The sequence below is a fragment of the Mangrovibacterium sp. genome (assembly GCF_059905295.1).
This window is the reverse complement of record NZ_JBZQJF010000093.1, coordinates 1-14,252: the sequence shown is the minus strand read 5'-3', so window position 1 is coordinate 14,252 and position 14,252 is coordinate 1. Positions and strand designations below refer to the sequence as shown.

Sequence of the window (14,252 nt, the reverse complement as noted above, 5' to 3'; positions counted from 1 at the left end):
GTTACCAGCTTCTAGTAACAAGAATATGAAAACAAAAGCTATTCGATTATACGGCAAGAAAGACTTGCGACTGGAAGAATTTGAGCTTCCAAAGATTGGTGATGATGAAATTTTAGCGAAAGTTGTGTCCGACAGTATTTGTATGTCGTCGTACAAAGCAGCCTCGCAGGGTAGTGATCACAAACGTATTCCCAACGATGTGGCGGAGAATCCCATTTTGATTGGGCACGAATTTGCCGGCGAGTTGGTTGAAATTGGGGTCAACTGGCAACATAAGTTTAAGGCAGGACAGAAGTTCTCTATTCAGCCGGCAATTTATTACGAAGAAGGCCCTGTTGGCGTATTAAGTGCTCCAGGCTATTCTTATCAGTACATTGGTGGCGATGCAACTTATGTCATTATCCCGAAAGATGTGTTGGTGCAGGATTGTTTGCTGGCTTATGAAGGCCCTGGTTATTACCCGGCGTCACTAGCTGAGCCACTGAGCTGTGTTATTGGTGCAATGCATGCAAATTACCACACCAAGCCTGGTTCGTATGTTCACCAGATGGAGATTGTTGATGGTGGAAAGATGGCGATTTTGGCAGGTGTGGGGCCGATGGGCTTGGCGGCAATCAATTACGTAATTATGCGTGAAGATCGTAAACCATCGCTGATGGTGGTAACCGATATTGACCAGGCACGCTTAGACAGGGCTGCTGCGATTTATTCTCCTGAATGGGCAAAAACGAAAGGCATTGAACTGATTTACCTGAATACTAGTGGTGATAATCCGGTGGGTAAACTTCGCGATCTAACCGGTGGAGAAGGCTATAGCGATGTGTTTGTGTTTGCTCCGGTTCCTCCGGTTATTGAGCAGGGCGATGCTATTTTGTCGAATGATGGTTGTTTGAACTTCTTTGCAGGCCCAGGGAATACAGACTTTACTGCAAAAATGAACTTCTATAATGTGCATTACGCATCAACACATATTGTTGGAACTTCCGGGGGAAATAATGATGATATGGTTGAGTCGCTCGAAATGTTTGGAAAAGGACTCGATCCGGCAGGTTTAGTAACCCACATTGGTGGATTAAATGCTGTAATCGATACAACATTGCATTTGCCGGAGATTCCCGGAGGTAAGAAATTGATCTATACACATAAGGATATTCCATTGACAGCAATTGCTGAATTTAAAGAAAAAGGAAAATCTGACCCCTTATTTGCAGGTCTGCACGAAATTTGCCAACGAAATAACGACCTTTGGTCGGTCGAAGCTGAAGGATACCTACTTGCGAATGCGAAAGGTATTTAATAGCAGGCATTTATGACATATTGCCTGTGGTTTCGATTCGGATCATGAATAAAAATTACAGGCAATATGATTTACATGGCAGACACGGCCGATATTGAGGCCCTGAAGGAATTATATGATTTTTTCCCGCTGGAAGGCGTAACAACAAACCCGACAATCCTGAAAAACTCAGGAAACAAATTGTCAGTAGCAATCGATAATATTCTGAAGTTGATTGGTCACGGCATGATTCACGTTCAAGTGATGAGTGAAGAAGCAGAGGATATTGTTCGTGAAGCAAAAACTTATAAGAGCTATTTCGATATCGGGGATAACTTTTACGCTAAAATTCCGGTTACACCTCAAGGATACAAAGCGATGTCGATTTTGAAGAACGCTGGTATTAATGTTACGGCGACAGCGATTTTCACGCAGCAACAGGCTTTGGTTGCTTCTAAATCCGGCGCCGATTATGTAGCGCCGTATGTGAGTCGTTTGGATAACATCTCGTCTCACGGAATTGAAGTTGTTCGCGATATTGTAAAGAATATGACTGATTTTAATTTGCCGACAAAGGTGTTGGCCGCCAGTTTCAAAACGGTCGACCAAATTCATCGCGTAAGCATGAGTGGTTCTCATTCAGCTACTGTTGGTCCCGATTTGTTGATGCAGTTGATTAAACACCCAATGACTGACATCAGTGTGGCAACTTTCCTAGAAGACGGTAAAGATTTATACGACATTTCGTTTTAAACGAATGAATACGCCAAGACAATGAAAGAAGGACCTTTATGGTCCTTTTTTTTGTTTTTGAGCTTAGGGTAAATCATTATTTTAGTGGATTGATATTAAAAAATGATATTTTTTAAGTTTGATTTGTTATTACTTCATATGTCTCAATTCTTTTGTATTTCCGGGAAAGTAAAAAGACAAGCAGTTTTTATTACTTCGCAAGGAATAGAGAGCTTTGAGTGAGACACGAAAGAATTATTTGGGGATTGAATTTAAGAGCATGATTTTAACCAGGAAAATTCGCGATATCGTCTGCCGTTGTAAGAGGCCACGTAAAAGAAGTATTTTATTACTTGGCTTCTTGTTGTTACATGTCTTGACATTCGGGCAGATTGCCGATGGAAGCTTACCGGCTTCATTCAGTGTAAAATTGAAAGCAGCAGAGGTCATTCCTCAAAAAACATTCGAAGCCTTGGATATTGCCGCTTTGAAAGCCAAAGATGTATCGGAAGGTGTTGATAACCGATATGGCATATTAAAGGCAGTTCGTGTCGATATTCGGGAAGATGGTGTTCAAACTCAGGTGGGAACGATGAATGTTTGGCGATACGAACTGTCAAGCCCCAACGCGTATTCTTTAGGATTGCAGTTTTCAACTTTCGACATTCCCGAGGGAGCAGCCTTGTACATCTATTCAGCTGATGGGACGCAAATTCGGGGTGGTTTCACAACTTTAAACAGGAAGGCAAACGGCGGGTTGACGCTTGCTGAATTTCCTCAGAATAAGTTGATCATTGAATATGATGAACCGATTGACGCGACATTTGAAGGTGGTGTTGTTCTGGGACAAGTGTCTGAGGGCTACATTAACCTAAGCTCTGAAGCTGCCACGCGCATTCAAATTAACTGTGCTGAAGGACAGGATTGGCAGGTCAACAAGCGGGCGGTTTGCATGATCACTTTTAACGATTCTCAATATAGCTATTATTGTTCCGGATCGTTGGTCAATAATGTCAATGAAGATGCCACACCCTACTTTCTGACCGCAAATCACTGTATTAGTTCCGACCTTGAGGCTTCTACTTTAGTCGCGTATTTTAATTATGAAAATTCCACTTGTACATCGGATGATGCATCGTTAGATCAGTCTGTTTCCGGTTCTTCGTTGGTGGCATCAAGTACCTCTTCTGATTTCACCTTGGTTAAGTTGAGTAAGGATGTTCCACAGGATTATGAACCTTTCTTTGCGGGGTGGGATGCAACGGATAACAATCCGCAGAGTGGTACATGTATTCATCATCCGCAGGGAACTGCAAAGTGTATCGCGTTAGATTACAATGAGGTTGTTAGCAACGATTACCGGATTCAGTGGGATCAGAACAGCGGAGTCTCCGAAGTGGATTCGCATTGGGAAGTGGTCTATGATGATGGATCCGACGAAGCTGGCTCTTCCGGAGCTCCTTTGTTTGATGAAAATAAGCGCATCGTAGGTCAGTTACACGGGGGAGACACTTCTTCCTCTTTGTTCGGGAAATTTTCCTGGTCGTGGAATCACCGGTCGGGTTCTGCTTACCAATTGAAATATTGGTTAGATCCCGATAACACCGGAGTCTTACAATTGGATGGTTTCGATTCAACGAGTAAGCCGATTGCCGCATTTAGCGCAGAATATTCGATTCTTTGTTTGAGTGAAGTCCTGAATTTGACCGACGAGTCAAAATACGGACCACAAAGTTGGGAGTGGAGTATCAGCCCATCAACCTATACCTTTGTAAACGGAACTGATAAAAACTCTGAAAATCCGCAAGTGCAGTTTAGTGCAGAAGGGACATATACGATAAGTCTGACTGTGACTAACGAAAACGGAACCGACGAGCTAACCCAATCGAATGCCGTTTCTGTTTTTGCTGAGTTGCCGGTTGCCTTGGTGGATTTACCGGATGAAATGACCATGTGTGGATGGGAGCTGGATAATTATGAATTTGCTGCAGAAGGGGCTCCTGTTTTTACCTTTGATATAACAGCCGCCGATAAATTTTCGAGCTCAGTAGTGGATAATGTGCTAACCGTTAGCTTGACGGATGCTGCCAAGCAGGAAGGATCGTTTGATACCTATGTGAAAGTTACCGGTTCGCAAGGCAGCTGCTCTAAGTCCGATAGCGTATTGGTTCATGTGATCATTCCCGAAAATGATAATGTGGCGCAGGCTACTGCTCTAAAACTGGGTTATAACGGGCTCTATTCGAACGATTGCGGGACTGTGGAGGACAATGAACCGGTTCCAACGACTACGGATGGTCTGGATAATTCAATCTGGTTCTATTTTGAAGGACCTTCCAGCGGACATGTAACCATCCAAACGGAAGGTGTAAATACCGAAATGGCTGTTTACCGGGCTGCCACTGCGGCCTATTTGTTGTCGGGAAGTCAGGCTTCTTATACCAAGCTTGCATCCTCAAGTAGCACAAGTTTAAATAATCTGGAGGTTATGGCTGGTGCAAAATATTGGCTCCAGGTTGATGGAGTCAATGGTGCTGAAGGAGACCTTTCTATTTCGCTTCTGTCGAATACGATTGAGGTTTATCCCAACCCATCAACCGGTTTGTACCATTTAACCGTTGGCAGCGTTGAGGATGGTGATGCTGAATTGTCGGTGTACAACGAGCAAGGACAAATTATCTATAGCGGAACAGGTGCCTTTAATCAGAAAGAGAATACAGTTGATTTTGATTTGACAGGGAACCCGGCAGGTGTGTATTACTTCCGAGCCATTATTAATGGTGAAGTTATGACAAAAACACTGGTTCTTGTTCGGTAGTCTTCTGTTTGATTATGGCGATGGTTGGAATATAAAATGAAATTGTTGTTCCTTCATTTACTTCAGATTCAACTTCAATAAATCCATCCTGTTTCTCAATAAGTTCCTGGCAAAGGATAAGGCCTAAGCCACTACCGGTCTCATTGTTGGTCCCGATAGTTGATTTGTTCGGATTGAATAAAAAGATTGTTTCTAATTTATCTTCAGGTATTCCAATACCGGTATCTGTAACAGATACTTTACTGTACAGTCGTTTGTTTTTGGCCACACGCTCACAGTAAATGCGAATGGTTCCCCCTTTGGGTGTGAATTTTATGGCATTCGAAATGAGGTTTCGAATAACGGTTAACGTTACATATTGGTCACAAACAGCAAAACATTCGGGAGGCATTTCATTGATAATTTCAATTTGTTTAAGTTCTGAATGCACCAGCTGCGAGTCGATTGCATCATCGACTAAATTGAAAAGAGACTGATTCTGCCTGTTTAAGCTCAACGATCTACGTTGGCTATGGGACCAGCTTAGCAAGTTTTCCAAAAGATCATAAAGATTTGAACTGGCTAAGTGAATCGAAGACAGTACTTTTTTAGTATGCTCAGGATCATTTTTCCCGAAGTTCTTTAATAAAATACCGGTTAGCATTTTAAAACTACCAACGGGGCTCCGTAAGTCATGGGCAATGATTGAAAAGAACCGATCTTTTGTCTCGTTCATTTCCTGTACTTTATCAGCCGATTCCTTTAGCCTTTCTTCCCTCCTTTTCATATCCGTAATGTCGAAAGCACTGAATACGGCCCTGGTTGGGGAGTGGTAAACAACGTATGCATAAAAAAACTTCTCTCGTCCCTTATGCTGTACTGTATATTCGAAATCAATTGTTTCTTTGGTTTTGAAACAGTTGCTAATAATACTGTTCATGAGGTCTGCAAGCTCCTTGTCGAAAATATCATAGGCTGTTTTGCCAACCGTGTTTTTCGAGTTCAAGGGAAGCAATCCAATGTGGCTTTGTTTGAATTTAACAATCCTGATATCATTGTCCACGATAGCGATTAAAGAGCTCAGTGAGTTGAAAATAAGGTTGTTCTCAGATCTTAACGAACGTAGCTTTAACCGCGAAAGAGATAATAGCAAAGCCAAAATCAGGATGATAAGGAGACTGGCAATCAGTGCGTAAAGAATCAGGTTGGACTGTTGTGTATTTATCGCGTGATTGTTGATTGCGGTGGTTAAAGATGCTTGTGCAACGAGAAGACTTTCTGCTTGCGATTGGGTTGAAACAAACATTAAAATCATAAACATCCCTAATACCCGGGAAAAGGAGGTACAGTGATGGGGCAAAAGGATTCGTTGTGATATAATTTTAAGGTTTGAAATCATAATACCTTGCATAGATATTAGGTTCTTTCGAAATTAGGAAAAGTTGATCAATTATCTAAAAATTGATCAACTTTTCCGGGAAATAGCTAATTCACAGGCTGTGTGAAAGCCATTTGCTTATTTTACCAAATTTGAAATTGCTTTGAATTCAGGGGCAGATGCAGTTCTGGTTAACTCAAAAAGAATCGATTCATAGGAGGTCATCATGATGCCTTCATGGCGGAACCTTTCGGCAGCCAAATCAACATTGTCGTATGAGCGAGAGGATACGCAATCCATAATAATTACCGGATTTAGGCCGGCTTCTTTTAAATCAATGGCTGTTTGAAGAACACAAACGTGGCTTTCGATACCTGCAATGAGAATGTTAGTGGCATGTGTTTTTTCCAGTTCAGATGCAAAATTTTCCTCATCGCAACAGCTAAAGTCCTTTTTTTCGATCGGGCTGAAATTATTAATCAGACTGCTGATTGGTTCAACCGTTTCGCCCAGTCCTTTGGTATATTGTTGCGTTGCCAAAATCGGAACCTTCAGCTCCTGCAAACCTTTAATTAAAATCTGACAATTGTTTAGCAATGTTTCCGATTCCTCCATTGCAGGAAGTAATCGTTCTTGCATGTCAATAATCAGTCCAACCGTATTTTCTCTGTTAATTCGCATAGTATGATTTATTAATTGCTCGAAATTACCCTAAATAGTTTGGTGGTGCTTTCGATCTGCATTAAAAGACTAATTTGTTACGGAGTTTTTAAATTGATTTAACAAATTACGAGTGGTTGCTGGTTATTTCTTTTCAGTCGATCGGGCTTGTCTTCTCGATTTATCACCCAGATAACCTCCGTGGTGGCGTTTGGCATAATCGGCATTGGTAAAGCCAATTTTTTTCATCATTAACACAACCAAAACGTCTCCGATAACAGTCATGGTCGTTGTTGAGGTACTCGGAGTTAATCCAAGTGTACATACTTCAGCCGGATTTCCGGTGAACAGCGTAACATCAGCTGTTTGGCAAAGCTCACCCTCCGGATTACCGGTTATAACAATGATTGGTAGATTGGGGTGTAAATTATCAGCCAGATCAACCAGCTCCAGAATTTCGCGGGTTTTTCCCGAGTTGGAGATTAGCAATAGGACATCGTTGGGTTGAAGAACCCCCAGATCGCCGTGCTGGGCATCGCTGGGATGCAAAAATACGGCCGGTGTACCGGTCGAGCTGAATGTTGTGGCTATGTTTAAAGCGATTTGACCGGCTTTCCCCATTCCGCTGGCCACCAGCTTCCCTTTTAGTTGGTGAACATGTTTCTCAATCAGGGCAATAGCCTTTTCATATTGATCGGTTACAGGGATGTTCTGAATAGCTTCAGCTTCATGCTTGATTAATCTGGCTACTTCGTTAATCATGGTTTATTTGGATTTAGATGAAGTTGCAAATCTATATCAATTTTTAGTCAATACAAGTAAATCTGTCAGGATTGAGTTACTGCAAAACAGGCTTCGTGTTCTTTTTCTCTGCAAAACAAAAAGAAGATCAAACAATTCAATTGAACCTGTGTTGATATGTTTTAAAATAGGCCAAAGGCTGACGTTGTTCTTATGTATGAAAGTAGATAATCAATAAATTTATAATCCAGATAACTAAACATTAAAATTAATTATTAGACTATGAAGATACACGAGTACCAAGCCAGGGACATCTTCAACAAATATGGCATCCCGGTTCCAAACCATGTTCTTTGCCATACGGTAAAGGAAGTTGAAGAAGCAATGGCTACGATCGATCACCTGGTAGTTGTTAAAGCTCAGGTTTTAGTAGGTGGCCGCGGTAAAGCCGGAGGTGTAAAGTTAGCAAAGAGTAAAGAAGAGGCAGTTAAAGCAGCCGAACAAATCCTGGGAATGGATATTAAAGGCTACAAAGTTGAAAAAGTTATTATTGCTGATGCGGCCGATATCGAGAAAGAATATTACGTTGGCTTAATTAACGACCGTAATTCCAAGTCAGTTACTTTAATGGTAAGTGCCGAAGGTGGTGTCGAGATTGAAGAAGTTGCCAAGACAAATCCTGAATTGATTTACAAATTCAACATTAACCCGCAAACCGGATTGTTGGATTTTCAGGCTCGTAACATGGCCATGAAACTTTTCAAGGATGTGAAGCTGGCTCGTAAAGCAGCCGTGATCTTCCAAAAGCTTTATCAAATCTTCCTGGATACGGATTCTACCCTTGCCGAAATTAACCCAATGGTGTTAACTCCGGATAACGACATCCTGGCCATCGACGGGAAAATGAACTTCGATGATAATGCCTTGTATCGTCAACCGGAATTGCTGGCCATTCGTGAAGTGGATGAAGACGAGCAAAAAGAGATTGATGCCAAAGAAAAAGGTCTTTCCTATATCAAGCTCGATGGTAATATTGGTTGTATGGTGAATGGTGCCGGCTTAGCGATGGCGACCATGGATATGATCAAATTATATGGTGGAAACCCGGCCAACTTCCTAGATATTGGTGGTAGTTCCAACCCGCAAAAGGTTGTTGATGCGATGAATATTTTGCTGTCGGATAAAAATGTGGAGGCGGTGATGATTAACATCTTTGGTGGTATTACCCGTTGCGACGATGTGGCACGCGGATTAATGACAGCACTGGAGGTGATTAAAACCGATATTCCGATTGTTGTGCGCTTATCGGGAACCAATGCTGCGGAAGGGCTGGCCTTGATCAAGCAAACCGGTTTGCCAACAGTGAGCACCATGAGCGAAGCAGCACAAAAAGCTATTGAGTTGAGCAAACGCTAATTTATTCATCCAAAAAAATCGAATCTAATGAGTATACTCGTAAATAAAGATACAAAGCTGGTGGTACAGGGAATCACCGGACGCGATGGCCAGTTTCACGCAGGCCGAATGAAAGCATACGGAACACAGGTTGTTGCCGGAACTTCGCCTGGTAAAGGCGGAACAACGGTTGATGGTGTTCCGGTATTTGATACCGTTGAAGAAGCCGTTAAAGCAACTGGAGCTAATGCTTCGATTATTTTTGTTCCGGCACCTTTTGCTGCTGATGCTATTTTGGAAGCATCCTTTGCAGGCGTTGATTTAGTTATTGCCATCTCGGAAGGCGTTCCAATCCTCGATATGATTCGGGTGACTCCAATCCTGAAGCAAAACGGTACCAAGCTGATCGGACCAAACTGTCCGGGATTGATTACCCCTGACGAAGCTTTATTGGGTATCCTTCCCGGCATGATTTTCAAAAAAGGAAACATTGGCCTGATGTCGCGTAGTGGTACGTTGACTTATGAAGTGGTTAATATGTTGACCGAAAATGATATGGGACAAAGTACCGTGGTTGGTATTGGTGGCGACCCCGTTGCCGGATTGTACTATATTGATTTGCTGGAAATGTACCAAAATGACCCGGAAACCGAAGCAATTGTCTTGATTGGTGAAATTGGTGGTGATGCCGAAGAGCAAGCTGCTGAATATATTGCCAAGCATGTAACCAAGCCGGTTGTTTCTTTTATCGCCGGTCAAACAGCTCCTCCGGGAAAACGCATGGGACATGCCGGTGCGATTATCTCCAGTGGTTCGGGGACTGCTGAAGAAAAAATTAAAGCCTTTGCTAAAGCAGGTGTTCCGGTGGCCAAGGAGCCTTCTGAAATTCCGGGCTTGCTCAAAGAAAAATTGGCTACAGCTTCTGCTTAGTTCGTTTAAAAAAATATTGATCCGAATAAAAAATCCTGCACAAAGCAGGATTTTTTATTTCGCTAATTCTGCCTATTCCTGATCCGAATTTGCTCGATTTATCTTATTTTAGTTCATATTAATTGTTTGAATGATAAACGAAAACACAGGTCTGACACCGATTCTTAAATATGAATCAGTCAAGCAGCAATTACTGGATTCACTGGAGCTTGAAAAGAAACTTACGGGATTGTTCCGATCAAGACTCTTGCAGATTAATGAGATGGAAAGTTATTCGGCTTTTACGGCCGATTTGGCCAAACTCCTGTCGAATAAGCTCACCGAAGAAGAAGTTCAAGCCTTTCTTCCCCTTCATCGCAACTTAAAGCAACAGTATGAATTCCTGGCGACTTTTGAAGAACTAGTCGTTGAGCCACAGGTTAAAGCGTGTTTTTACCCCCGCCCGGGCGATCGTTTTTCCTTACGATTTCGGAAACTTATAAAAAGAGTAGCTCTTAAAACCGGCTGGGGATTTCAGGCTCTTTCAACGGTTTTTGGTAAGAAGAAGGAGCGGAATTATTGGAAACATAAAATTCCGGAGGCCAAACTGGCTGAGTATGTTTATGTAATCCGTTTTTGCGAGTTTTTGTTGCCTTTTTATGAGCAATTTCTACATCAGCGCGAAATGCGAATTCGCCGGTTTTATGTGACCGATCGGGAATGTGAGCAATTCCGGTTAATGAATGGGGAGCAACAGAATTGGGCGAAACGTTTGACTGAGATTGACCGGGATATAGCGAATACGGAAGCTGAGGTTGATACTTTTTTCAAGGAGTTGGAAGCGCAAACCGATGAGTTGTTTCATTCGTTGAGGGAGAAAGCCGGGACGGTTGAGTTTCCCAATAGTCAACTTTCGGCTAAAAAGGTAGCCGGTGAAAAGGCAAAGATGATCAGTAAGCTCGACCGGGTTTTGGAAGCCGGACAACTGGTGTTTTTTGCCATTGGCGAACATTGGCGGTTGAAGTTGCAGAACTGAACCCTCATCTTTAAGCTCAAGGAGGAAACCGGATCACAGGGAACCATTTTGTTGGAACAGATCAATGGCAAGCTGAAGCCGGCCTTCATCAATTTGAAAAAGGAACTGGCCGGATTGGCCGCAAGTGATAAACACGAATGGGACCAAGGCCGGCTGGATAAGGTGAAGACATACGTTGAAAAGCAGGTGCCCGAATTAATCCAATTGGTGTTTCAGTCCCGGCTGGTTAATGTATTTGATCGTCCGTTGGTTCAGCTAGAAGCAGCCATACGGAAAGCTGTTGAAAGCCATCAATTCGCTGCTCCGGTATTTGATGAACAGCCTGTTCGCCGGAAATCATTTCAACGGATTGAAACGCAGCAGTTGTTAACAGGCAGTGTGCTGAGTCCTTTGAAAGTGAAATTCGATGCCGAGCGGAAGAAGCTTTTGGGATTGGTGCAAAAGTTGACCACCAGCCTGGAGGAAATTCAGTATACAGCCAACTACAGTGTCGATTTTTATGTGACACAAAAGGAGGAACTGGCAGCCGGTGACGAGCTGAAGGAAGGTCTGATGCGCACTGTAAAGAAGGCTGATGAAATATTGGCTTACCTTTCTGCCTTATCCAAACTTGTTGAGGATGTGTTTCAGGTGCAGGGGCAGATTTTTGCCGAGCAGGTTCTTCAATATTTCGAGCCACACAAGCTAAATTCTTCCGTTAAGTTGAACCAGCGGAGAGAGGCGGCAGCCCGCCGCAAAGCCTTGTTGCAGCAGTCGGTCAGAAAGACGGGGACCATCTCAAAGCACTATCTTCATGTGCTGAAGGAGCTGTATTCGGTTTTCTATAATAAATACTTCAACCTAAGGAGCTTCCTGGGTATCTCGTACGTGACTGAGCCCATCAGTACCGAGCTTTCCAACTACCTGTCGGAAACCAGGCAGGCCATTGGCAGGCTCCCGCTGATGTACCAAAAGTTGTACGATAATGTGCCCTTGACCGACGAGCGTTTTTACTTGCCGCGACGCACTGAACTGCAGCGCCTGTCTAATGCTTTTGCCGATTGGAAAGGAGGTCGGTTTGCTCCGGTGTGCCTGGTGGGTGAGCAGGGCAGTGGCACAACTACACTATTTAATTTCTTCGAACAAACCGTTTCGGCGAAATATCCGAGTCTGCGGGTTACTTTAGACGAGAATAAGGTTGAAGATCATGAGTTCTTCGAGCTATTGCGGTCTTTATCGAATCATTCGATTGTAACCCATGTTGATGAATTGATTGAGCAGATTAACCAATCGGAAGAACGTCGGGTGGTTTTCCTCGAGAATATTCACAACCTGTTTTTGCGGAATAGTGGCGACTTTGGCAACCTGTTCCTGCTGTTTAAACTGATTAGCCAAACCAATCAACGAATATTCTGGGTAACCAGTTGTTATTTGTATAGTTGGAAATTGTTGAACTATACGAATGGCATCGCCTCGTATTTTGCGCATGTCATCGAGTTCAATTCCATGTCGCCCGAACAGATCCGCGAACTCATTCTGAAGCGGCATCAGCTGAGTGGCTTCTCTTTAAAATTTGGTGAGCCTGAAAACTTCATTCCTAAGCGAAACTACCTGAAGATGGACGACGATGAGAAGCAGGAATATCTTAAAAAGGCTTTTTTCGACGATTTGGGGGCTTATGCGCAGAATAACCTTCGGCTGGCTTTCATCTACTGGCTGCGGGCTATTAACTCGGTGGAGAACGGCGAAATCCGGATTGTCAAGAAACGATTGGACTTCAGCTTCCTTAATTCGTTGAAAACACCCGAACTGACCACCTTGCACAGTCTCTTAATACACGGAGGTTATGGCGTGAAAGAGCACAGCCGGATTTTCAGGTGCAGTGCCGAGTCGAGCTTTCGAAGCTTGATGGTGCTGACCGACGATGGTTTGTTGGAAAAACAGGATGAGCTTTACCTCATCAATCCCTTGGTGTACCGCATGCTGGTTAGCCAGTTGAAGTCGTTGAATTTTATCTATTGATTATGCAAAAGTTAATGTATAAACTGCTTGGATGTTTGTTGTTGTCTCTGGTTCTGTCCATGCCGCTATTGGCTGCCGACACCACTGATGTGCAGCTTGTTCAGCCAACACCGGCAGAGCAGGTAGTCGGGCAGTCCAATGGAGAGCTTGCTGCTGATACAGCATCGACACAAAATGGAGGAAATGTGGTTGATAATGCCCTGAAGAATACCATTAAAACCATTCCTTCAGTCGAGCTGAAGAAGATCTTCTCGTTTGCCAAGCTGTTTTGGGCAGTGGTTTTCTTCCTGATTGGTTATTTCGTCATTCGTTTTATCGGGCGAAGCATCGAAGCTTGGTCGGAAAAGAATGCCGAACGACGGATTCGCGGTAAGGCTATTTTGCCGATGGTGAAAATCATCTGTTGGTTAATTGTCAGTTACATCATCATTCGGGGCATTTTTAACCCTCCGGCTTCCTCGCTGATTGCTTTCGGAGCCTCGATTGGGGTGGCTGTGGGCTTTGCAGCCCAGGATTTACTGAAAAACATCTTTGGAGGATTCGTCATTCTCATTGACCGCCCCTTTAAGGTGGGTGATAAAATCGAGGTGGGTAGTGTTTATGGTGAAGTGCAGGATATGTCGTTGCGCTCCACCCGCATTCAAACTCCCGACGACTCCATGGTGACCCTGCCCAACGGTGAGCTGCTGAATCAGCCCATTTCGAATGCCAATTCGGGCGAGTCGAACTGCCAGGTGGTTGCCGAAATTTTTCTACCCATCACCATCGATACGGTTAAGGTTCGTCAAATTGCTATTGAGGCGGCACAAACTTCCCGTTTTATTTACCTGGCCAAACCCATTGCGGTACTTTTTTTCAACGAGATAAAGCACGACAAACTTTGCTACAAAATGCGGTTAAAAGCTTACGTGATGGACATTCGTTACGAGTTTCAGTTCAAGAGTGAGATGACCGAAATCGTCATCAGCGACCTGCTAAAAGCCGGCTTGCTCGATCCGAAAATTTCAATTTAAGAAGCCCCGGTGTGAAATGGGTGTCGCGGTTTTTAACCGCGAGTTAATTGTTATGAGTTCCTGTGAGACGAAAGGTTTGGCAAGGAAGACGACGCGGTTGGAAACCGTATCAGCCGAAAGTGACAGGAGAGGAACCGCATTGCCCCGAGGGGGAACTTTCCCAAAGTTTGGTGCTTTGGGAAAGTTGATCATGGTGTTACGATGGTTCAATTATACCGAGTATTTCGAGGTACTGCGGATGTTCTTCCAAGGCTATGCGGGCAATTTCAATATAATCGCTGTACCATTCCTGTAATTGGTCAATGGCCTGGTCG

Annotated in this window: 11 protein-coding genes; 8 read left to right on the top strand and 3 right to left on the bottom strand. The window is 43.5% G+C overall.

Translation table 11 applies throughout. The features are described 5' to 3' along the window. The 3 genes from AC37HE_RS05105 to AC37HE_RS05095 all read left to right on the top strand — a co-directional run. On the top strand, positions 1-1,297 hold a 1,297-nt coding region (locus AC37HE_RS05105), incomplete at its 5' end, for a zinc-binding dehydrogenase (protein ID WP_500781707.1). Between the two features lie 66 nt (positions 1,298-1,363). Continuing rightward, the gene (locus AC37HE_RS05100; RefSeq protein WP_500781706.1) at positions 1,364-2,029 is read left to right on the top strand and encodes a transaldolase family protein; all 666 of its coding nucleotides are present in this window, start codon (positions 1,364-1,366) and stop codon (positions 2,027-2,029) included. A gap of 259 nt (positions 2,030-2,288) precedes the next feature. Then, entirely contained in the window at positions 2,289-4,826 is a 2,538-nt protein-coding gene (locus AC37HE_RS05095) for a trypsin-like peptidase domain-containing protein (RefSeq protein WP_500781705.1), read from the top strand. On the opposite strand, the gene AC37HE_RS05090 is transcribed toward AC37HE_RS05095, so the two are convergent. The 3 genes from AC37HE_RS05090 to AC37HE_RS05080 all read right to left on the bottom strand — a co-directional run bounded on the left by AC37HE_RS05090 (position 4,795) and on the right by AC37HE_RS05080 (position 7,605). Further along, on the bottom strand, positions 4,795-6,120 hold the full coding sequence (locus AC37HE_RS05090; RefSeq protein ID WP_500781704.1) for a sensor histidine kinase: 1,326 nt from the start codon (positions 6,118-6,120) through the stop codon (positions 4,795-4,797). The two genes, AC37HE_RS05095 and AC37HE_RS05090, sit on opposite strands and share 32 nt — an antisense overlap. Before the next feature lie 201 nt (positions 6,121-6,321). Next, positions 6,322-6,864 (bottom strand): hydrolase, encoded by a 543-nt coding sequence (locus AC37HE_RS05085; RefSeq protein ID WP_500781703.1) that lies wholly within the window; start codon positions 6,862-6,864, stop codon positions 6,322-6,324. A 123-nt stretch (positions 6,865-6,987) separates the two neighbouring features. Further along, a complete protein-coding gene (locus AC37HE_RS05080; RefSeq protein ID WP_500781702.1) occupies positions 6,988-7,605 on the bottom strand; it encodes an SIS domain-containing protein in 618 nt (205 codons plus the stop codon). A gap of 261 nt (positions 7,606-7,866) precedes the next feature. Between AC37HE_RS05080 and sucC the strand changes: the two genes are divergently transcribed. The 5 genes from sucC to AC37HE_RS05055 all read left to right on the top strand — a co-directional run bounded on the left by sucC (position 7,867) and on the right by AC37HE_RS05055 (position 13,938). After that, positions 7,867-9,000, top strand: a complete 1,134-nt coding sequence (sucC, locus tag AC37HE_RS05075; RefSeq protein WP_500781701.1) for an ADP-forming succinate--CoA ligase subunit beta — start codon at positions 7,867-7,869, stop codon at positions 8,998-9,000. A gap of 27 nt (positions 9,001-9,027) precedes the next feature. Beyond that, positions 9,028-9,909: a succinate--CoA ligase subunit alpha gene (gene sucD / locus AC37HE_RS05070; protein WP_500781700.1), complete on the top strand. Its 882-nt coding sequence runs from the start codon at positions 9,028-9,030 to the stop codon at positions 9,907-9,909. A 130-nt stretch (positions 9,910-10,039) separates the two neighbouring features. Next, positions 10,040-10,924 (top strand): hypothetical protein, encoded by an 885-nt coding sequence (locus tag AC37HE_RS05065; RefSeq protein WP_500781699.1) that lies wholly within the window; start codon positions 10,040-10,042, stop codon positions 10,922-10,924. A 51-nt stretch (positions 10,925-10,975) separates the two neighbouring features. Continuing rightward, the gene (locus AC37HE_RS05060) at positions 10,976-12,925 is read left to right on the top strand and encodes a hypothetical protein (protein WP_500781698.1); all 1,950 of its coding nucleotides are present in this window, start codon (positions 10,976-10,978) and stop codon (positions 12,923-12,925) included. A 2-nt stretch (positions 12,926-12,927) separates the two neighbouring features. Beyond that, positions 12,928-13,938 carry a mechanosensitive ion channel family protein gene (locus AC37HE_RS05055; protein WP_500781697.1) on the top strand — a complete coding sequence of 337 codons (1,011 nt, stop codon included), beginning with the start codon at positions 12,928-12,930 and terminating at the stop codon, positions 13,936-13,938. Positions 13,939-14,252: the final 314 nt, after the last annotated feature.